At 49.7% G+C, this 20,243-nt stretch carries 18 protein-coding genes; 8 read left to right on the top strand and 10 right to left on the bottom strand.

The genetic code is table 11. The features are described 5' to 3' along the window. Positions 1 to 498: 498 nt before the first annotated feature. Positions 499 to 1,551 carry a GGDEF domain-containing protein gene (locus AR688_RS17795; protein ID WP_068237161.1) on the top strand — a complete coding sequence of 351 codons (1,053 nt, stop codon included), beginning with the start codon at positions 499 to 501 and terminating at the stop codon, positions 1,549 to 1,551. 72 nt (positions 1,552 to 1,623) lie between these two features. Here the strand turns inward: AR688_RS17795 and glyS are convergent, their stop codons facing one another. From glyS to AR688_RS17765, 6 genes are all read right to left on the bottom strand, one after another. Next, positions 1,624 to 3,681: a glycine--tRNA ligase subunit beta gene (glyS, locus tag AR688_RS17790; protein ID WP_068237158.1), complete on the bottom strand. Its 2,058-nt coding sequence runs from the start codon at positions 3,679 to 3,681 to the stop codon at positions 1,624 to 1,626. Further along, entirely contained in the window at positions 3,681 to 4,601 is a 921-nt protein-coding gene (gene glyQ / locus AR688_RS17785) for a glycine--tRNA ligase subunit alpha (RefSeq protein WP_068237157.1), read from the bottom strand. The genes glyS and glyQ overlap by 1 nt, the downstream gene beginning before the upstream one ends. Before the next feature lie 158 nt (positions 4,602 to 4,759). Then, positions 4,760 to 5,413, bottom strand: a complete 654-nt coding sequence (locus AR688_RS17780) for a hypothetical protein (protein WP_068237156.1) — start codon at positions 5,411 to 5,413, stop codon at positions 4,760 to 4,762. Next, positions 5,403 to 6,572, bottom strand: coding sequence for a flagellar assembly protein T N-terminal domain-containing protein (locus tag AR688_RS17775; protein ID WP_068237155.1), 1,170 nt, complete (start codon positions 6,570 to 6,572; stop codon positions 5,403 to 5,405). Before AR688_RS17775 ends, AR688_RS17780 begins: the two co-directional genes overlap by 11 nt. Beyond that, positions 6,572 to 7,030 (bottom strand): LPP20 family lipoprotein, encoded by a 459-nt coding sequence (locus AR688_RS17770; RefSeq protein WP_068237153.1) that lies wholly within the window; start codon positions 7,028 to 7,030, stop codon positions 6,572 to 6,574. Before AR688_RS17770 ends, AR688_RS17775 begins: the two co-directional genes overlap by 1 nt. Continuing rightward, on the bottom strand, positions 7,018 to 7,770 hold the full coding sequence (locus tag AR688_RS17765) for a flagellar basal body L-ring protein FlgH (RefSeq protein WP_068237151.1): 753 nt from the start codon (positions 7,768 to 7,770) through the stop codon (positions 7,018 to 7,020). Before AR688_RS17765 ends, AR688_RS17770 begins: the two co-directional genes overlap by 13 nt. A gap of 156 nt (positions 7,771 to 7,926) precedes the next feature. On the opposite strand from AR688_RS17765, the gene AR688_RS17760 reads away from it, so the two are divergent. After that, positions 7,927 to 8,475, top strand: a complete 549-nt coding sequence (locus AR688_RS17760) for a winged helix-turn-helix domain-containing protein (RefSeq protein WP_068237148.1) — start codon at positions 7,927 to 7,929, stop codon at positions 8,473 to 8,475. 50 nt (positions 8,476 to 8,525) lie between these two features. Here AR688_RS17760 and gyrB read toward each other — a convergent pair whose 3' ends face one another. From gyrB to dnaA, 4 genes are read right to left on the bottom strand one after another with little or no spacing between them, the layout of a single operon-like run. Further along, a complete protein-coding gene (gene gyrB, locus AR688_RS17755; RefSeq protein ID WP_068237323.1) occupies positions 8,526 to 10,943 on the bottom strand; it encodes a DNA topoisomerase (ATP-hydrolyzing) subunit B in 2,418 nt (805 codons plus the stop codon). After that, positions 10,927 to 12,045, bottom strand: a complete 1,119-nt coding sequence (gene recF, locus AR688_RS17750; protein WP_068237145.1) for a DNA replication/repair protein RecF — start codon at positions 12,043 to 12,045, stop codon at positions 10,927 to 10,929. The genes gyrB and recF overlap by 17 nt, the downstream gene beginning before the upstream one ends. A 2-nt stretch (positions 12,046 to 12,047) precedes the next feature. Continuing rightward, complete coding sequence (dnaN, locus tag AR688_RS17745; RefSeq protein ID WP_068237141.1) at positions 12,048 to 13,151, bottom strand: DNA polymerase III subunit beta; 1,104 nt, start codon at positions 13,149 to 13,151, stop codon at positions 12,048 to 12,050. A gap of 12 nt (positions 13,152 to 13,163) precedes the next feature. Further along, positions 13,164 to 14,534 carry a chromosomal replication initiator protein DnaA gene (dnaA, locus tag AR688_RS17740; RefSeq protein WP_068237321.1) on the bottom strand — a complete coding sequence of 457 codons (1,371 nt, stop codon included), beginning with the start codon at positions 14,532 to 14,534 and terminating at the stop codon, positions 13,164 to 13,166. A 439-nt stretch (positions 14,535 to 14,973) separates the two neighbouring features. Between dnaA and rpmH the strand changes: the two genes are divergently transcribed. The 6 genes from rpmH (at position 14,974) to AR688_RS17715 (ending at position 20,237) form a co-directional block, all read left to right on the top strand. Next, complete coding sequence (gene rpmH / locus AR688_RS17735; RefSeq protein WP_068237138.1) at positions 14,974 to 15,111, top strand: 50S ribosomal protein L34; 138 nt, start codon at positions 14,974 to 14,976, stop codon at positions 15,109 to 15,111. A gap of 18 nt (positions 15,112 to 15,129) precedes the next feature. Further along, entirely contained in the window at positions 15,130 to 15,498 is a 369-nt protein-coding gene (gene rnpA / locus AR688_RS17730; RefSeq protein WP_068237135.1) for a ribonuclease P protein component, read from the top strand. Next, positions 15,453 to 15,716, top strand: coding sequence for a membrane protein insertion efficiency factor YidD (gene yidD / locus AR688_RS20045; RefSeq protein WP_082694829.1), 264 nt, complete (start codon positions 15,453 to 15,455; stop codon positions 15,714 to 15,716). The genes rnpA and yidD overlap by 46 nt, the downstream gene beginning before the upstream one ends. Positions 15,717 to 15,719: 3 nt before the next feature. After that, the gene (gene yidC, locus AR688_RS17725; RefSeq protein WP_068237132.1) at positions 15,720 to 17,357 is read left to right on the top strand and encodes a membrane protein insertase YidC; all 1,638 of its coding nucleotides are present in this window, start codon (positions 15,720 to 15,722) and stop codon (positions 17,355 to 17,357) included. A gap of 187 nt (positions 17,358 to 17,544) precedes the next feature. Then, positions 17,545 to 18,921, top strand: a complete 1,377-nt coding sequence (mnmE, locus tag AR688_RS17720; RefSeq protein ID WP_068237131.1) for a tRNA uridine-5-carboxymethylaminomethyl(34) synthesis GTPase MnmE — start codon at positions 17,545 to 17,547, stop codon at positions 18,919 to 18,921. 176 nt (positions 18,922 to 19,097) lie between these two features. Further along, the gene (locus AR688_RS17715; protein ID WP_068237130.1) at positions 19,098 to 20,237 is read left to right on the top strand and encodes a tyrosine-type recombinase/integrase; all 1,140 of its coding nucleotides are present in this window, start codon (positions 19,098 to 19,100) and stop codon (positions 20,235 to 20,237) included. Positions 20,238 to 20,243 lie beyond the last annotated feature (6 nt).

Here is a 20,243-nt window from a genome sequence, read left to right as displayed (position 1 = left end):
TTGCCCATAAAAAAACCCAGGCCTGAGCCACCAAAAAGGCGGTCAGATCCTGGGCTTCGTTGCCCGTGCCAAGCAAAGCTTGGCACTTCAATTCAAATTGTTTTAACACCAAGCAGTGTTGGTGTTGCTAATCAAACTCTCATACAAGCAAAGCACGAAGAATGCCAGTTTTTATATTACTGATTTTACTCAAAATAACATCGGGGCGCTTAACAAGCTGGCTCTAAGTTGCCTTGCAATAGTGCAAGCCAGCACCGGATTGGGGCAAGATTACGGTTTTACAGCTTGCGGGCTACAGCACTACTTTGGCGTAAACAATATGTAATGTTAAAGCCTGTTAAAAACGCCTTAACGGGTAAATTATTAACAGCAAGCTAGCACTTTGTATGCGGGTCGTGCCAGCTTACATTCTCTGCAGTGCTCTGCCGTATTTGGCTGCTTGACTGCCTAAAATTTGTGCTAGCATCATATATATAAACCAGAAGTCAGGGGCTGTAGTTGCAAGCATCACTGAACAGAAATTACACTAAACAAGCACAGAATATTGATGCACGCAGACGGCATTATATTCTGGCTTTTGTCAGCTATATCACCAGCGCTATCATGTTTGTGTATGGCGTTAAGAATATTAATGCTGAACAAATATTACTGCCCATTATTCTGTTTGGTACCGGGCTGGCATTTTTGCTGAATATTCTGCTGTTTCATCTTAGCCGTAACCTGCAGCGCGCTTGTATCGTTGAAGCGGTGCTGGTAGGCAGCTTTGTGCTTAGCCTGGTATATCAGGGCGGCTTTAATAATACTGCGCTGTATTGGGTATTTCCGTTTCCGGCTATTTTGTTTGGTTTACTTGGCGTGCGCAATGCCCTGCTGAGTAACGCCCTGCTGGTGCTGGCATTGTGCATTATGTTGTTTGTGCCTGAACTTATTCTGGCGCAGTACAAAGATGCTGAAGCCAGCCGTTTTATTGCCTCTTTGCTGATTGTTATTGCTGTATGCTGGATTAATGACCATTATCGCGAGCGCAGCCATCAGGCGATGGACCTACTGCAACAAAGCAAAGAAATACAAGCCAATACCGATTCATTAACCGGATTAGCCAACCGCCGCTTTATTGATTCAAGCCTGCTGCCAAGTCTGGCACAACAACCAAGACAGTTTTTACCAATGGCGCTGATTATGTGCGATATCGACCATTTTAAGCAGCTCAATGATCGCTTTGGCCACGATGCCGGTGATGAAGTATTAAAAGCAGTGGCAGCTTTATTTCATCGTAACCTTCGGCAAAATGATATTGCCAGCCGCACCGGCGGCGAAGAATTTCTGCTGATTTTACCGCATACCAGCCGCGCTGATGCCTTTTTGGTTGCAGAAAAAATCCGCCAGCAGTTTGAGCACAGCAAGATGTTGGCGAATAATCCCGAGTATAAGGTCAGCGCCAGTTTTGGTGTCGCCGTGTGCGATAGCGCCGACAGCTTTCAGGACGCAGTTAAACTTGCCGATCAGCAAATGTATCTGTCTAAACGCAATGGCCGTAATCAGGTAAATTAAGTTTAACTGTGGTGTGTTACAGCAATAAAAAAGCCAGCATTAAGCTGGCTTTTCTGTAGTTATTTCAGCGTATTATTGCAGTACGGAAATATCGGCCACTTGCAAAAACAACTCACGCAATTGCTTTAACAGTGCCTGACGGTTGGCCCGCACGGCGGCGTCATCAGCATTGACCATTACTTTGTCGAAGAAGGTATCGATAACTTCACGCATTGAGGCCAGGTGCGCCAGGCCTTCGGCATAGCTATGCTGGCCGGCCTGATACGCCTGCTCCGCCACTATGGCACTATGCAGGGCTTGCTCGGCTTTTTCATGCAGTAAAGTGGTATTTACCGTAGCGGCAATATCACCCTCTACTTTAGCCAGTATATTGGCTACCCGTTTATTGGCTGCGGCTAAGGCTGCTGCGGCGTCGAGCTTACCAAACTCTGCTACTGCCTTAACGCGACGGTCAAAGTCTGCCGGGTTAGTCGGCCGGCGCGCTAATACGGCCTGGATCACATCAACGCTGTAGCCTTCGCCCTCATACCATGCGCGGAAACGCCCGAGCATAAAGTCGAGTACTTCTTCCGCCACTTTGGCGTTACTCAGCTTAGTGCCGAAGGTTTGCTGGCTAACGGCGATAATATCCACCAGATCCAGCGGCAGCTGTTTTTCTACCATAATACGCAGTGCACCAATGGCAGCACGGCGCAGCGCAAACGGGTCTTTATCACCTTTTGGTGCCTGGCCGATACCGAAAATACCGACTAAGGTATCCAGCTTATCGGCAATCGCGACTGCTGCGCCTTCTAACCGGCTTGGCAACTGGTCGCCGGCAAAACGCGGCATATACTGCTCATTCAAAGCCAGCGCTACGGCTTCGCCTTCGCCATCCAACCGGGCATAGTGCATACCCATAATTCCCTGCACTTCGGGGAACTCGCCGACCATATTGGTCATTAAGTCCGCCTTCGACAGCAAACCGGCCCGCTCGGCAGCGGCTTGCTCGGCACCAATTTTTGCGGCGACAAAGCCGGCCACTTTACTGATACGCTCTGATTTTTCAGCCAAGGTGCCCAGCTGCTGCTGGAATAACACCGTTTTTAAGCTGTCTAAACGCTGTTCCAGCTTTTGCTTGCGGTCGGTATTAAAGAAAAACTGCGCGTCAGACAAACGCGGCCGAACTACTTTTTCGTTACCGGAAATAATTTGCTGCGGATCTTTACTGGCAATATTGGCGACAAAGATAAATTTATTCAGCAGCTTGCCGTTTTGGTCCAGCAACGGGAAGTACTTCTGGTTATCTTTCATAGTAGAAATTAACGGCTCGGCCGGCACCTGCAGGAAGCTTTGCTCAAAGCTGCCGACTAACACCACCGGCCACTCGACCAGGGCGGTAACTTCTTCCAGCAAGGCATCGTCCATCAGCGCTTTGCCGTTCAGTTCTGCCGCAGTTTTCGCTACTTCTGCAGCGATAAAGGCCTTACGTTCAGCAAAATCTGCCACCACAAAAGCCTTACGCAGCGTAGCCAGGTAGTCATCAGCATGGTTAACCGTAACTTTTTCCGGTGCATGAAAACGATGGCCGTGGGTTTGGTTGCCACTGACGCGGCCCAGAATAGTGGCCGGTACTACGTCTTTGCCATACAGCATAATAATGGTGTGTACCGGGCGGATAAACTCAGCGATTGAATTGCCCCACCGCATTGGTTTGGCAATTGGCAATTTGGCCAGTGCCTGCTGCACTACATCCGGCAGCAAAGTTACCGTTGCTGCGCCAACCACTTTGGCTTTATGCAATAGCCAGGCGCCTTTATCGGTTTCCAGCTTTTCAGCCTGCTCTACAGTGATACCGCAACCTGCAGCCCAGCCCTGAGCGGCTTTAGTGGGCTTGCCGTCGGCGTCAAAGGCAGACGCAATAGCCGGGCCGCGCTTTTCAACCACTTTATCAGCCTGCTGCGCAGCTAAGCCATTAATGCGCACCGCTAAACGGCGCGGTGCGGCGTACCAAAGCACGTCGGCGTGGCCTAATTCCAGCTTGGCCAGTTCGGCACTGAGGTTGTCGGCAAAGGCGCTGGCCAGCGTTTTTAACGACTTGGGTGGCAGCTCTTCGGTGCCAATTTCAACAAAAAAATCTTGCACGCTCATTATGCCTCCTGCTTGCTGCGCTGGTTGTTACATAGTGGGAAACCCAGCTTCTCACGCGTAGCGTAATAAGCTTCAGCACAGGCTTTAGCCAGTGCCCGCACGCGCAGAATGTAGCGCTGGCGCTCGGTTACCGAAATAGCATGGCGGGCATCAAGCATATTAAAAGCATGCGAGGCCTTCATTACTTTCTCGTAAGCAGGTAAAGCCAGGCCTTGCTCAATTAAGTACTGGCTTTCTTTTTCGCACTGGTCAAAGTAGCTAAACAGCGCGGCAACATCAGCGTGCTCAAAGTTATACGTACTTTGCTCTACTTCATTCTGATGGAACACATCGCCATAGGTTACCCGGCCCAGCGGGCCGTCGGTCCACACAAGATCGTAAATAGAATCGACGCCCTGGATGTACATCGCCAGGCGCTCTAAACCGTAGGTAATTTCGCCGGTAACCGGGCGGCACTCTAAGCCACCTACCTGCTGGAAGTAAGTAAACTGCGTGACTTCCATACCGTTTAGCCAGACTTCCCAGCCCAGACCCCAGGCACCCAGTGTTGGCGACTCCCAGTTGTCTTCCACAAAGCGGATATCGTGCACCAGGGTATCAATACCCAGTTCACGTAACGAGCCTAAATACAGCTCCTGAATATTATCCGGTGACGGCTTTAAAATGACCTGAAACTGATAGTAGTGCTGCAACCGGTTCGGGTTTTCGCCATAGCGGCCGTCAGTGGGCCGGCGGCAAGGTTGCACATAGGCCACGTTGGTAGGTTCCGGCCCAAGTGAGCGTAAAAAGGTCATAGGGTGGAAAGTACCGGCACCCACTTCCAGATCCAGTGGCTGCACCAATACACAGCCCTGCCGCGCCCAGTAATCCTGTAAGGCCAGTATTAACCCCTGGAAGGTTTTAATATCGTACTTATGCATGCGTAGTGACTCACTGAAAAAATGACTGGAAAGTATACTTGGTTGTGGCAGTGATCTGTAGGGTCAGAACCGGCTTTTGGCAAAAATGTTAGCGGCCCGGTTGCAGTTATTGCAGGATTGGGGGCCGCAACGCCCCCAAACAGGAAAAGTGAACGCTGTTAACTGCTGGCCGGGCGTAATGCCGGTGCTGGCTTCGGCTTCGGTGATGGCGCGGTTGCTGCTACATTGTCCGGGTTGGCAGTGGCAGCTTCATCAGCGGCAAAAAACTGCTGCATATACTGCGTTGGGCTTTTACCCATTACGCTGGTCAGGCCGAGGTTCACAAAAGACGCCGCTACACCCAGGCTACCGCCCCATAGCGCACCACCGGCTACTTGTGAAATATAGCCCATATCATCGCCGGTCCAGTCGCGGTAATACTGGCTTACCAGCGGAATATGCTGCAGCGGGTTAATAATATCCAGCGCATCGCCCAGGCCCGGTGAACTGCCATCAGCAAAGGCTGTTGCGGCAGGATCTGCCGCTTCTGCCGCCGTTGCCGCAACTTGCTCAGGTGTCGGCGCCAGCGCTGCCTGCACCATGCTTTGCATCATATTTTGTGTCAGGGCGGCAAACATAGCGTCAGAACCCTTCATCGCAGATGCTGTGTCGTCTTGTCCGCTTAACATGCTTACCAGCTGCGCTGCGTTTTCGTTATTTGGGTCCAGCGCAGAGTTCAGCGTTTGCATAAAGTCGGTTTCGTTATTGCTGTCTGGCTCGCCGCCACTTACCCAATCTGTCATGGTGTCAAACATATTGCTGTTAATTTGCATATTGTCTCTCCCTCACACTGTCTAGTTGCACCTGATCCCGCACCTGCACCGGAGCCAGATAATGAGATTTAACCGCCCGTGTTTCTGCATGGTCCGGGTACACCCGCACCACCTCAAGTTGGCTATCATTTTCAGCCGTTACCGCGTAGCTGTTACCCCAGCTATCAGTAAAGCTGTCGCTATGTAGCAGGCTAAAGGTATCTCCCGGCTTTATCCCCTGCCTGCTGCCAACGCTGATGGTAATGCTACTGCCTGCCACCCGGATAACCTGAGCCTTAACACGTACACAACTAAGCGCTACGGCAATATCATCCACTGCTTCATTGATTAACCTTTGCAGCTCGATACCAAAATCAGAGCGCCACAGCTGATCGCTGGCCGGATCTAGCTCTGTGGTCATAGCAAACGGCCATAAGGTGCGGGTTTGGTAAATCTGGCTTTGAATTGGCCGGCCACTGACGCCATCAAGCACGCTGACTTCCAGCGAAAACTGGCGTACCCAGCGTTCTTTTTTTAGCAAGCCGGCCTGCTGACGGCCAAACGATAAATTACGCAGCCTTCCGGCGACAATAAACTGCGCTTGTGATGATTCCGCCATATTACGCAGCTGCTGCTGTGCCGGGCCCTGCTGATACTGCTCGGGGGCAAACAAAGGCTCGGCAGTTATGGCTTTAACCAGAAAATCAGCCGGGCTACGCTGCACTGCCGTAGTAAAACGGCGGTTTATTTCTGTGTTCAGTGCATTATTGCCCAGCGCAACCTGCGTTGCCCCTGCAGACAAACTAAATGGCGTTAACACCAGTGCCTTGGCTATGCTGCGATCATCACACAGATTTGCCTGCGGCCAGACGTCGGCTTTTAACGTAATTGACAGCTGGCCGTCGCGCTCATGCTCTTCCTGAATAACAATTTGTGATACCGGCACCGACGAATGCAGGGCGAATAACTCTTCGGCCAGATCTTCCTGACGATACAACTGCAACGCAGCGAGCGATACATCGCCCTGTAGCAGCACATTACGCAGCGCCTGTTTCGCCGCCTGTTGCCGTGCCAGCTGGCGGTTATCGTCAAAAATAACCGCCGTACCGCTGCCGCTGTACCATTCGGCCTGTACACTAAATGTCAGTAACGCTGCCAGCGTCAGGCGTAATATTGTCATCAGCGCCACCACTTCAGCCGGGGGCTAGCCGGGGTTAAACCAGCTTGCGGCAATGTAATTAAATTAGCCGTGTCCAGCTTTAGCCGGGTAACATACAGCTTGCCGTCTATTGTCGCTTCAACCAGTTCAGCGCCTTTTATTACGCCCTGCACCTGGCTTTGTACGGTATCCTCAAGCAGCACCGACTGCTCTGTACTGCTACTGGCCGTTAACCTTTTGCCGTAAAGCTGTTCTGCCAGTTGACGGTAAGCGTCCTGACGCGACGCCGCCATAGCCACCAGTAACTTGTCTTCATAGCTAACGCCGGGCTGCGACTCCACCACCGCATAGCCGGTAGCTTCCAGGATCAGCCGTTGCTCCGGCGGCTCCAGCGTATATCTTATAGTGCGCTCGTAGCTGCAGCCGCTAAGCAATAGCAGCGCTGCTACCAGCAGCAGGCGCAGGTTTAAAATGGCCATAGCTCAGGGTTATTCAGTTTTTCAGTTAACCAGCCCAAACGCTGGCTGTCAGCCAGCGCGCCGGTACCGGAATATTCAATGCGGGCGTTAGCAATTTTAGTCGATTTAATTTTGTTATCTTTATCGACATCTTTTGCCCGGATAATTCCAGTTAACCTTATGAATTCTTTACCGTTATTGATAAGCATCCATTTATCGCCACGCACCAGCAGGTTATCGTTATTCAGCACCCGCATTACCGTTACGGTTAGCTCACCTTCAAAGTCGTTACTTTGGCTGGCAGAACCGTCACCTTTAAAGCGTTGGTCCTGGCTTAGGCCCAGGTTTACTTCTTTACCGGCAATTCGCAGGTTACCACCGGGGATCTGGATCGGGTCGAGGTTGTAGTCAGAGCTTTTCTGCAGCTCGGTATTACCCTTTTTGGTCGCGCGGGTCGACTCCGACAATTGCACCGACACTATATCGCCAGCTTTAAAGTGCGAGCGCTCAACATACAAACTGTGCAACCGGTCGGGGTTAAACAAGGAGCCATTTCTTTTTAGCGGCATCACTTCAGGCTCGGGTTCCAGTGCGGCGTAGTAAGGATCATCCGGGTCTGGCTTGTCCAGTTTCGACACCGGTAAACCCGCGTCCGGCTGTACCCTGTCTTCCAGGCCAGCTGGCGGGGCCGCATCATCAAAAGATGAACACGCTGTTAGTGTATTTATGCTTAGCAGTAAGCAAACAAGATATTTGTTCATAGCCATTATTACCTTAACCCAGCCGTATTCAGCCAGTATCAGGTTAGCGAAACAATGTGGAAAAACTATGGAAGGATCAGGGAAAAGCGTTAATAAAGGTAAAATACCCTTCACATTATTCAGTTTTCATTCATAGTATTGTTTTCGGGAGGTGCGATGACAGTGACAGATAAAACGGACAATCATGAAGGCGCACAGCTTTCACAGAAAGCGTTTTTGCTGGTATCGCTGCTGGAACAACAGGTGCGTAAATCTGATATTCCGCCAGATCTCTATCAGCGTATGGCTGCACAGATCACCGAATTAAATGGCGTACTTGGCGACTTAAGCTCGCATTTAAAAGCACTGGCTGGCCCGGCTATCACTATTATTGAACCTGCCAGCCCGCAACCACCGCCACTGCTAATTATGGACACCCTGCGCTTTACGCTAAGCTCGCCGCAGCAATCGGTAAAGTTAACCAAGCTGGAATTTAAATTTCATCAGTTAATGGCAACCCACCCCAGGCAGGTATTTAGCCGCAACCACTTAATTGACAGCAGCTACAGCGACTACGCAGATATTTGCGAACGCACCATAGATTGCCATATCCGCAAACTACGCGCCAAACACCGCCAGCTCTACCCCAAGCTGCGTTTTATCCACACTATGTATGGCGTGGGTTATTACTATGCCGAACCGGAAAATGCCACATCCCACAAATAGAAACGGGCCCGCAGGCCCGTTTTTTGATCGCTTATCAGATTAGCGTCAGGTTACACATCCAGGTTAGCTACGTAGAGCGCGTTCTCTTCAATAAAGGCGCGGCGTGGTTCTACGTGGTCGCCCATTAGCGTGGCAAACAACTGATCGGCGCCGATGGCGTCTTCAATAGTTACCTGCAGCATACGGCGGCTTTGCGGGTCCATGGTGGTTTCCCACAGCTGGTCCGGGTTCATCTCGCCCAGCCCTTTATAACGCTGAATATACAGGCCGCGTTTTGATTCGCTCATCAGCCAGTCCAGCGCTTCAAGGAAGGTTTCTACCGGTTTGATTTTCTCACCACGGCGGATATAACCGCCTTCTTCTATCAGGTCACGAATGGCATCACCCAGTGCTGCAATACTCAGGTAATCACGCGAGGTAACAAAGTCGTAGTGCAGCAGGTATTCGTTGTCGATACCGTGCTGGCGAATAATCACTTTTGGCAGGAACAGCTGACGCTCGCGGTCTTCGTGCACCACATAGCTGTAGCTGGAACCGTCGCCTTCTTTGTCATCTAAACGCTGTACCAGTGTCTTCGCCCACTGCTCGCTGTACTCGGCAGATTTTGCCTGGGCTACATCTAATGCCGGTACGTAGATCAGCTCGTTTAACAGGTTGTAAGGGATTTTCCGCGTTAAGCGCACGATAGTGGCCGATACCTTGTGATACTGGCGCACTAGGGTTTCCAGCGCTGCACCACCAATGCCCGGTGCTTCGGCATTAACATGCAGTGAAGCTTCGTCCAGGGCCAGTGTAGTCAGGTATTCAGTTAAGGCTGCTTCATCTTTAATATACTGCTCTTGCTTGCCCTTTTTCACTTTATACAGTGGTGGCTGAGCAATATAGATATAACCGCGCTCGATTAGCTCCGGCATTTGACGGTAGAAGAAGGTCAACAGCAGCGTACGGATGTGCGAGCCGTCGACGTCAGCATCCGTCATCAGGATGATGCTGTGGTAGCGGGTCTTATCCGGGTTGTATTCTTCACGGCCAATGCCACAACCCAGCGCAGTAATAAGCGTGCCTACTTCTTGAGATGACAGCATCTTGTCGAAGCGGGCTTTTTCTACGTTCAGAATTTTACCCTTCAGTGGCAGTATCGCCTGGTTTTTGCGGTTGCGGCCCTGCTTGGCAGAACCACCCGCAGAGTCACCCTCTACTATGTACAGTTCGGATAACGCCGGGTCTTTTTCCTGACAGTCGGCCAGCTTACCGGGCAAGCCGGCAATATCCAGCGCGCCTTTACGACGGGTCATTTCACGCGCTTTACGAGCAGCGTCACGGGCACGGGCGGCGTCGACAATTTTGCCCACGATAATTTTGGCATCGCCCGGGTTTTCCAGCAGGTATTCGTTAAGCTTCTCGCCCATTACGCTCTCTACGGCCGAGCGCACTTCGCTGGACACCAGCTTGTCTTTGGTTTGCGAGCTGAATTTCGGGTCTGGCACTTTTACGCTGATAACAGCGGTTAAGCCTTCACGGGCGTCGTCGCCAGAGGCCTGTACCTTCATTTTCTTGGCGTAGCCTTCCTGCTCGATGTAGGTATTTAATACCCGCGTTAAGGCACCGCGGAAGCCGGCTAAGTGCGTACCGCCATCGCGCTGTGGAATGTTATTGGTAAAACAAAACACGTTTTCCTGATAGCTGTCGTTCCACTGCATCGCTACTTCTACCGAAATGCCATCGTCGCGCTGATCAGTAAAATAGAATGCCTTAGGGTGCACGCTGGTTTTGGTACGGTTTAAGTACTGTACAAAAGCCTCTATGCCACCTTCATATTTAAAGTGGTCTTTCTTGTCGGTGCGCTCATCCAACAGAATAATACTGACGCCGGAGTTTAAGAACGACAATTCGCGTAAACGCTTAGCCAGAATATCAAAGTGGTAATTGATATCGGTAAACACGGTTGGGCTTGGCCAAAAGCGGATGGTAGTACCTTTATCTTCGGTTTCACCAATTACCGCTAATGGCGCTTGTGGTACACCCAGATGATAGATTTGTTGATGTACCTTACCGGCGCGACGAATAGTCAGTTCCAGTTTGTCAGACAGGGCGTTTACTACTGATACACCTACACCGTGCAAACCACCAGACACTTTATAGGAGTTGTCATCAAACTTACCACCGGCATGCAGCACGGTCATAATAACTTCAGCGGCCGATACACCCTCTTCGTGCATGTCGGTAGGAATACCACGGCCGTTATCGCGTACGGATACCGAACCATCACTGTGAATGGTTACCCAGATATCAGAGCAGTGGCCAGCTAGGGTTTCGTCGATAGAGTTATCAACGACTTCAAATACCATGTGGTGTAAGCCTGAGCCGTCATCGGTGTCGCCGATGTACATGCCTGGTCTTTTACGAACTGCATCCAGTCCTTTTAATACTTTAATGCTCGAGGAATCGTAGTTATGTTGTTCGGCCATCGTCATCTGTCCGTGCTGTTAGCTGCCCGTGTTCCACGTGAAACATCGCCAGTTGATCGGCGGTGATAAAAGGTGAAACCTGTTCAGCGTTAATTGCAGTAATAAAAACCTGTGAGTTAATATCGCGTAAATAGCTAAAAATCTGTCGGGTTGACTCTTGATCTAACTCCGACGCCAAATCATCGATTAACAACAGCGGTTGTTTCTGGCCGTTGTCACGAATTACATTGTTTTGCGCAATTTTAAGCGCAAATAATAACACTTTTAACTGACCACGGGATAACACTTCTTCTGCCGCCCATTGGTCTTTTTTAATCTTTAAATCGGCTTTTTGCGGGCCATACTGGGTAAAACCCATCCGGCTGTCCTGGCTAAAGCTTTGTTGCAACAGCTGCTGTAACTCTGCAGGGTTGGTGATTTTTTCTGGCCAGCCCTGCTGCAGCTGAAAGCTTAACTGCTGCATTAATTCGTCGCCATCGGTCAACTGCCGAAACGCCGCTTCCAGTTGGCTAACATAGTGCTGGCGTAACTGCTGTAGCTCAAACGCCAGCAATACAAACTGCTGATCCCAAAACTCAAACTGGCTGTCGTATTGGCGGCTGGTTTTTAGCAAAGCATTGCGCTGCTTTAATACTTTATTAAACCGCAACCAGCTATCAAAAAAGGTAGGTTCCACGTGGAACAATCCCATATCGAAAAACTGCCGCCGCTCTTTCGGACCGCCAAAAAATAACCGAAAGCTGTCTGGTGTAATCAGCTGTACCGGCAACAAGCTGGCAAACTCTGCCAGTCGGTTTACGTTGGCGCCATTAAGCCGCAGCACTAAATCGCCCTGCTTGTCGCGCTGTAAGCCTAAACTATGCACCTGCTGCTGCGCTGACACCTTAGCATGAATAACAAAGGCATCTGTGTCGTGTTGCACTAAACGCTGCGGCCGGCTGGTACGAAATGAGCGGCCATGCGCTAAATAATAAATGGCCTCCAGCAAACTGGTTTTACCGCTGCCGTTCATGCCAATAATTAAATTAAACTGAGCATGCGCGCTTAACGACACTGCCGTCAGATTGCGAAACTGACTGGCGTTAACTGACAACAGTGACATAATTACAGGCGCATTGGCATAACAACGTAAGAGGCACCAATATTGCCAACGCCCTCTACCAGCGCACTGGAGTTCGCATCGTTCAGGTGCAGCACCACTAAATCGGTGGCTAAGGTATTGAGTACATCCAGCAGGTAGCCAACATTAAAGCCAATTTCCAGATTGTCGCCCTGGTATTCTACTTCAATAATCTCTTCGGCCTGCTCATGTTCGGGGTTGTTCGCCACAATTTGCAGCTCGCCGCTGGTTAGCGTAAAACGCACACCGCGGTATTTTTCGTTAGATAAAATAGACGCCCGGGTGCAGGCATCTTTTAATACGCTGCGATGCGCTGTAACCAGCTTATTGCTATTACGCGGCAATACCCGGCGGTAATCGGGGAAGCGGCCGTCAATCAGCTTACTGCTAAACACATAGTTGCTGTCTGTCAGGCGAATATGGTTTTGGCCCAGGCTTAAGGTAATCAGTTGATCATCACTGGCCAGTAAACGCATCACTTCAAGCACGCCTTTACGCGGAATAATAATTTGCTTTTGCTGCGCCGTCAGGCCAGGTAAATCAAGGCCACTTAATGCCAGACGGTGGCCGTCAGTCGCTACCGCTTTTACCGCGCCGTTATCTACTTCAAACAGCAAGCCGTTTAAGTAATAACGCACATCTTGATTCGCCATAGAAAACGCAGTGTCGTCGAGCAATTTGCGCAGCTGCATCCGTGTTAGCTGAATGTCTACCTCGCCCTGCCAGCTTTCTAAGTTAGGATACTCAGACGCACTTAAGGTAGATAAGGTGAACTTGGTTTTACCGCAGGTAAGAATGCAATTATCACCCTGCAGCTGTACGCGAATGTCGGAACCTTCCGGCAGGCTGCGGCAAATATCCAGCAGCTTTTTTGCCGGCACGGTAATACGGCCGGGGCTTTGTACGCTAAGGGCATCGGTAGTGGCCACCAGCTCTACTTCTAAATCGGTACCGGTCAGTGACAAGCTTGCTTCGGTTACTTCCAGTAATACGTTAGATAAAATAGGCAGCGTATGGCGGCGCTCTATAGCACCAGACACCATTTGCAATGGCTTAAGTAAGGCGTCTCTATTGATAGTAAATTGCATGACCAAGTCCCTTTACGATGACAAAGTACGGATTAAATTCTGGAAGTCTTCTTTTATTTCGTGCGTTTCTTCTTTTAGCGACTCGATTTTACGACAGGCATGCAGCACTGTAGTGTGATCGCGCCCGCCAAAAGCATCACCAATTTCTGGCAGGCTGTGGTTGGTCAGCTCTTTTGACAACGCCATCGCCATTTGCCGCGGCCGGGCTACCGAGCGCGAGCGGCGCTTAGACAGTAAATCGGCAACGCGGATTTTATAGTATTCGGCAACGGTTTTCTGGATGTTTTCGATGGTAACCAACTTATCCTGCAGCGCGAGTAAATCGCGCAGTGCTTCACGGACAAAGTCGATAGTAATAGGCCGACCGGTAAAATTGGCGTTAGCAATAACCCGGTTTAACGCGCCTTCAAGTTCGCGCACGTTAGAGCGTAACCGCTTGGCAATAAAAAATGCCACTTCTTCGGGCAGGCGAATTTGGTTTTCGTGCGCTTTGCGCATCAAAATAGCCACCCGGGTTTCCAGCTCTGGCGGTTCAATGGCAATGGTCAGGCCCCAACCAAAACGCGATTTTAACCGGTCTTCTACGCCGTCAATTTCTTTCGGGTAACGATCGCTGGTCAGAATAATTTGCTGGTTGCCTTCAAGCAGCGCATTAAAGGTATGAAAAAACTCTTCCTGCGAGCGCTCTTTATTGGCAAAAAACTGAATATCATCGATAAGTAGCGCATCTACCGAGCGGTAATAGCGCTTAAATTCTTCTATGGCATTGTTTTGTAAAGCTTTTACCATATCCTGTACAAAGCGTTCAGAGTGCATATAAATCACTTTAGCATCCGGCTTTTTCGCCAGTATGCCATTACCTACCGCATGCAATAAGTGGGTTTTACCTAAACCGGTGCCACCGTAAATAAATAGCGGGTTATAAGCCGTGCCGGGATTATCGGCCACCTGGCTGGCAGCGGCTCGCGCCAATTGGTTAGATTTACCTTCAACAAAGTTAGTAAAGGTGTAGTTGGCGCGTACATTACTGGTAACAATAGTTTTCGGTGCAGGCTCGGGCGCTTCTCTTTGCACAGGCGCGGCCAGGGGCACAGCCGCCAAAGCCGGCGCCGGAGTATTTGAACGCGCTTTATTACTCTGGCTGGAACCTACGTCAAACTTCAGCCGCGGCGCGTCATCACCACAGTAATCGTGGATCAGCTCCATGATCCGGTTCAGGTACTTCTCGCGCACCCAATCCAGCACAAAGCGGTTGGGTGCATACAAGGTTAGCCCTGTGTCAGAACTGTCAGCTTGCAGTGGGCGGATCCACATGCTGAAATGCTGCGCGGGCAATTCGGCTTGCAGCGCTTGCAGGCAATTTTGCCAAACGGACTGATACACCATATCTCCTGAAGCCTTAGTTATTATGATTAAAAAGGCTGGCGTAAGTTAACGAAGCGCACATTATGGTACTATCTTATCCACAACTTCAATATTGACTTTTGCAAATTAACGAATTGCCAGCACAATTAACCGTAACACAATGTTTTATATTATATAAATTCTCTTATACCTTTTCATAATACCACTGCTTTTTGCCCGAAGAATTTAAACTAAAAGCAAAATAACTCACACTTTATTCAGTTAGCATAGGCCTGCCTGTGGAAAACTTTAGTGAAAACAGGATCTGAGTTGATCGCCATGCAATAAAACACAGGATCAGATTGACTTTAAGCTGCAGACTACTTAAAATTCGCGCTCATTTTTGTCAGCTGCGTTTTGGTATATTTACTAAAACACAGAAACCTTTAGTAAATATTTCGACCGGACGGATGAAATTATGAGTAAAAGAACTTTTCAACCAAGCGTATTAAAGCGCAAGCGTAACCACGGTTTCCGTGCACGTATGGCTACCAAAGGTGGTCGTCAGGTATTAGCGCGTCGTCGTGCTAAAGGCCGTCAGCGTTTATCAGCTTAATTAGCTGTTAACCGCTGCGTGGTCAGCTTGAAATTCGGCAGGGAGTTACGACTGTTAACTCCCGGTCAATTCGATAACGTTTTCCAACTTCCTTTTCGGGTTTCTTCCCCGCTGTTCACCATCCTGGCAAAAGCCAATCATCTGCCTCATCCCCGATTAGGCCTTACTATCGCAAAAAAACGTGTTAAATTAGCCGTGCAACGCAATCGCATTAAGCGCTGTGTGCGTAACAGCTTTCGTTTGCATCAACATGAGTTGCCTGGTGTCGATTTGGTACTGATGGTGAAAGGTGATATTAGCAACACTGCTAATGATGAGTTACAGAGGCAACTGGAAAAGTTATGGCGCAAGATCGCTCGCCAGTACACCGCTTCGCTGTCAGCATAGCCTTAACGCTGCTGCGCGGTTACCAGAGACTGATTAGCCCACTATTCGGGCCCAGCTGCCGTTTTCATCCGACTTGTTCACATTACGCTATTACTGCGATAGAACGCTTTGGCATACTAAAAGGCAGTTGGTTAGCGGCGAAACGTTTATTGAAATGTCACCCCTTACATGCAGGCGGTGATGATCCTGTTCCTGAAAAGCACAATGAGAAAAGCTAAGCCATGGAATCACAACGTAGTTTATTAGTTATTGGCCTGGCACTGGTCAGTTTTTTACTTTGGCAACAGTGGAATATTGACACTGCGCCAAAACCAGTCGCCCCGGTAACACAGCAAAGCCAAACTTCTGGTAGCAGTTCTGCTGATTTACAGCTAACCACCGCCGATGCCGAACAACCGGCTACCGCAGTGGCCGCGGCTGCACGTACTATCCGCATCAATACTGACGTGCTGCAGCTGAGTATTGACAGCCGTGGTGGCGATATTGTTGACCTGCAATTGCCAGCGTTCGAACTGAATAAAGGTGCCGGTGATGCTTACCCATTAATGCGCCGCCTGCCCGGTTTTGAGTACGTAGCACAAAGCGGCCTGATTGGCCGCGACGGCCCGGACGACAGCCGTAACGCACGCCCGGTGTATAGCAGCGCACAAAACAGTTATACGCTGGCCGAAGGTGCAACCGAGCTGGTAGTGCCTTTGCTGTTTAACCACAACGGCCTGCAAATTGAAAAACGCTTTACCTTTACCGCTGGCCAATATGATGTCCGGGTAGAATATTTTATCCAAAACCAAAGTGGCGAAGTTAAAACCGTGCAGCCGTATCAGCACCTGGTGCAAACTATCGATAACGGTGAAAGCAGCAGCATGATGATGCCAATTTACCGTGGCGCCGCCTTTGGTACCTCGTCAGAGCGTTACAATAAGTATGCTTTTGATGATATGGCAGAGAAAAACCTGCTTGAAGCCACCAATGGCGGCTGGGTTGCTATGCTGGAGCACTACTTCGTTTCGGCCTGGGTGCCGGATCAACAAGCTGACAACCAGTTATACAGTATGGTGCGCAGCGGCCAGGGTGTTATCGGCTCTAAGGGCCCGACTGTAAATATTGAACCGGGCGCTGAAGCCACCTTAGGCAGCACCTTTTACGCCGGCCCGAAGAACCAGGATAATCTGGCAAAACTGGCTAATGGCCTGGACTTAACGGTAGATTACGGCTTCCTGTGGTTTATTTCACAACCACTGTTCTGGTTACTGACCACCATTCAGGGCTTTGTGGTGAACTGGGGTCTGGCCATTATCTGTATTACGCTGATTGTTAAAGGTGCTATGTACCCGCTGACTAAAGTGCAGTACGAATCGATGGCGAAAATGCGTAACTTAAAGCCGAAGATTGAAGAGCTGCAAGCGCGCTACAAAGACGACCGGCAAAAAATGGGCCCGGCGATGATGGAACTGTATCGCAAAGAGAAAGTTAACCCTATGGGTGGCTGTTTGCCGATGATTATCCAGATGCCAATTTTCCTTGCGCTGTACTGGGTATTTGTTGAAAGCGTAGAGCTGCGCCACGCGCCGTTTATGTTGTGGATTGACGATTTATCCGCGCTGGATCCGTACTATGTATTACCAGTGTTGTTTGGCGCCAGCATGTTCTTAATGCAAAAGCTAACGCCGATGCAGGTAACTGACCCAATGCAGCAGAAGATTATGATGTGGATGCCGGTGGCGTTCTCAGTATTCTTCCTGTGGTTCCCAAGTGGCCTGGTACTGTACTGGTTTGTCAGTAACCTGATTTCACTGGCACAGATGCTGTATATATACCGTGGTATGGAAAAGAAAGGCTTACATACTAAGAAAGCTTGATGGAAATATCATAAGGTGTGAACCGGGTGTTCATGCGTAGCAGCGGCAGGGATGCCGCGCAGGCTGAGACAGCACAGGGAAGTGCTGTCGAAGGCGGCGAAGCAGGAATCTCCCGGTTTATACCCTGAGTAATACCAACAGCCTGTCGCACTATGCGGACAGGCTTTTTCTATTAAGAGGCAACAGCATGTTTACTACCGACACCATCGCCGCTTTAGCCACCGCCCCCGGCCGCGCCGGTGTGGGTATTATCAGGATCTCCGGCCCCGACACCAAAGCCGTGGCGCAGGCTATCCTGCACAAGCTGCCTAAACCGCGCTATGCTGAATACTTACCGTTTTTTGATGGCCAAGCCAAGGTGCTGGACCAAGGCATCGCCCTGCTCTTCCCCGGCCCAAATTCCTTTACCGGCGAAGATGTGCTGGAGCTGCAGGGCCATGGCGGCCCGGTATTACTCGATATGCTGTTAAAGCAGGTATTAGCCCAGCCGAATGTCCGTATTGCCCGCCCCGGCGAATTCTCAGAGCGCGCCTTTTTAAACGACAAACTCGATTTAGCCCAGGCCGAAGCCATTGCCGACTTAATTGACGCCAGCAGCGAGCAAGCCGCACGCAGTGCCATGCAATCGCTGCAAGGCGAATTTTCTCACCGCATTCATCAGCTGGTAGAAAAAGTCATTCACCTGCGCATGTATGTTGAAGCCGCGATAGATTTCCCCGATGAAGAAATCGACTTTTTATCCGACGGCAAAGTCGCTGCCGATCTGGCTGAGATTATCGAAATTCTTTCCACAGTTAAAAAACAGGCCACCCAGGGCAGTATTTTGCGCGAAGGTATGAAGGTGGTAATAGCCGGGCGCCCTAACGCCGGTAAATCGAGCTTGCTAAATGCCTTAGCCGGGCGTGAAGCCGCTATTGTTACCGAAATAGCCGGTACCACCCGCGACGTCCTGCGCGAACATATTCATATCGACGGCATGCCACTGCATATTATCGACACTGCCGGTTTACGTGAGGCTACTGATCAGGTGGAGCAAATTGGTATTCAGCGCGCCTGGCAGGAAATTGAGCAGGCAGACCGTGTGCTGTTTATGGTCGATGGCACCACCACTAACGCCACCGATCCACACGATATCTGGCCAGACTTTATCGATCGTTTACCGGCTAATTTAGGTGTTACGGTTATCCGTAATAAAGCCGATATTACCGGCGAGATGCTCACGCCAGAGTCGACAGCCGATTTAAGCAACAAAGTACCGGTGTATCGCCTGTCAGCCAAAACCGGTGCCGGTATCGATGCGCTGCGTGAGCATTTAAAACAATGTATCGGCTTTGACGCCAGTACCGAAGGTAGTTTCCTCGCCCGCCGCCGCCATTTAGACGCACTGGACCGCGCCGCCGAACACCTTGCTATCGGCCAGGAGCAACTGCATAGCTTTATCGCCGGCGAAATCCTCGCTGAAGAGCTGCGGCTAACCCAGCAGCACTTAAATGAAATAACCGGCGAGTTTAGTTCTGATGATTTGCTCGGTAAGATTTTCAGCTCGTTTTGTATCGGAAAATAGCGCGATAAAACAAAGGAAAGAATCATCCAAACAAAGGAAATATTTCTAATATATTCATATATTTAAACTCAAAAACTTCTTTCCTTACTTTCCTATAGTTGCTAAAAGTGGGCCTTGGATGGCCCACTAGCTGTGTTTACGTGGGCCACCAGTGGCCCACTACACAGGAGTAACATATGAAGTTATCTATTGAGAAAAAGCCAGCAGATCGTGCTGGTCGTCAACAGCTGCTATTAACCCGTAACTATGGTTCTTATATCGACGAATCAGGTAAGCGTGTTAAAAAGCGCAAACGCCAATCCTTAGACCTATTCATCTATGCCACGCCCAAAGATAAGGCTCAACGAGATTACAATAAAAAGACCTTGGAACTCGCAGAGCGTATTCAGGCTCAGGCTATTGTTGACCTGGCCAATAACAAATATCACTTTGAAGACGAAGCCAAACAACAACAAAGCTTCATCGACTATATGCAGCAAATTATCGAGGAGAAAAGGAAAACTGATGGCAAATCCAACGTGTCTACCTGGGAGTCAGTACTGATTCATTTACAGCGTTTTGCCGGTGGCCACCAATTGTCCTTTGCCAACTTTGATACGACATTGCTACAAGACTTCCGGATTTACCTGACAACAACAGCTGTTACTAAATCTGGTAAAAAACTATCTTCCAATACAGCATCTACGTACTTTAACAAAGTAAGAGCGGCGCTAAACCAAGCATTTCACGAGGGGATCATTCGCAGAAACCCTGTAAATGAGGTTAAAAGTATTAAGCCAGAGCAAAATAAACGGCAGTACTTGCTTGAGGATGAACTTAGAGCCGCTTATCAGGCTGATTGCCGCTACGAAGTGCTTAAACGTGCTTTCCTGTTTGGGTGTACTACAGGCCTTCGCTGGAGCGATATCCACAAACTAAAATGGCAGGATGTCTTCCTAAGTGATGGCGTGAACAGGATCACATTCAACCACAAGAAAAACAGAAAACTTCAATATTTGGATCTTCCAAAAGACGCCATTAAACTCATGGGTGAACCGGAAGCACCTGAGACAAGGGTATTCAAGGGGCTTAAATACTCAACGTATACAAACGTCGCAATTCTACAGTGGATGCTTCGTGCAGGAATCACCAAGCATATTACTTTTCACTGTGCCCGCCATACCTTTGCAGTAAGACTACTGACTAACGGAGCTGATATTTATACCGTATCAAAACTTCTCGGCCACTCCGAGCTTAAAACGACTCAGATATACGCTGACATCATTGAGAGCAAACGCAAAGAGGCAATGGAGTCGTTACCGAGCCTGTGGCATTAGAAATTA

It is taken from the genome of Rheinheimera sp. EpRS3 (genome assembly GCF_001513785.1).
GTDB lineage: Bacteria > Pseudomonadota > Gammaproteobacteria > Enterobacterales > Alteromonadaceae > Alishewanella.
This window is presented reverse-complemented; position numbering and strand designations above follow the sequence as displayed.

Excerpts from the sequence above, each read along its gene's own strand:
- rpmH (WP_068237138.1), top strand. The coding sequence starts at position 14,974 with ATGAGTAAAAGAACTTTTCAACCAAGCGTATTAAAGCGCAAGCGTAAC.
- gyrB (WP_068237323.1), bottom strand. The coding sequence starts at position 10,943 with ATGGCCGAACAACATAACTACGATTCCTCGAGCATTAAAGTATTAAAA.
- glyS (WP_068237158.1), bottom strand. The coding sequence starts at position 3,681 with ATGAGCGTGCAAGATTTTTTTGTTGAAATTGGCACCGAAGAGCTGCCA.
- AR688_RS17765 (WP_068237151.1), bottom strand. The coding sequence starts at position 7,770 with ATGAACAAATATCTTGTTTGCTTACTGCTAAGCATAAATACACTAACA.
- AR688_RS17775 (WP_068237155.1), bottom strand. The coding sequence starts at position 6,572 with ATGACAATATTACGCCTGACGCTGGCAGCGTTACTGACATTTAGTGTA.
- yidD (WP_082694829.1), top strand. The coding sequence starts at position 15,453 with ATGGCGCAAGATCGCTCGCCAGTACACCGCTTCGCTGTCAGCATAGCC.
- glyQ (WP_068237157.1), bottom strand. The coding sequence starts at position 4,601 with ATGCATAAGTACGATATTAAAACCTTCCAGGGGTTAATACTGGCCTTA.
- AR688_RS17770 (WP_068237153.1), bottom strand. The coding sequence starts at position 7,030 with ATGGCCATTTTAAACCTGCGCCTGCTGCTGGTAGCAGCGCTGCTATTG.
- yidC (WP_068237132.1), top strand. The coding sequence starts at position 15,720 with ATGGAATCACAACGTAGTTTATTAGTTATTGGCCTGGCACTGGTCAGT.
- AR688_RS17715 (WP_068237130.1), top strand. The coding sequence starts at position 19,098 with ATGAAGTTATCTATTGAGAAAAAGCCAGCAGATCGTGCTGGTCGTCAA.
- recF (WP_068237145.1), bottom strand. The coding sequence starts at position 12,045 with ATGTCACTGTTGTCAGTTAACGCCAGTCAGTTTCGCAATCTGACGGCA.
- AR688_RS17760 (WP_068237148.1), top strand. The coding sequence starts at position 7,927 with ATGACAGTGACAGATAAAACGGACAATCATGAAGGCGCACAGCTTTCA.
- dnaN (WP_068237141.1), bottom strand. The coding sequence starts at position 13,151 with ATGCAATTTACTATCAATAGAGACGCCTTACTTAAGCCATTGCAAATG.
- AR688_RS17780 (WP_068237156.1), bottom strand. The coding sequence starts at position 5,413 with ATGCAAATTAACAGCAATATGTTTGACACCATGACAGATTGGGTAAGT.
- mnmE (WP_068237131.1), top strand. The coding sequence starts at position 17,545 with ATGTTTACTACCGACACCATCGCCGCTTTAGCCACCGCCCCCGGCCGC.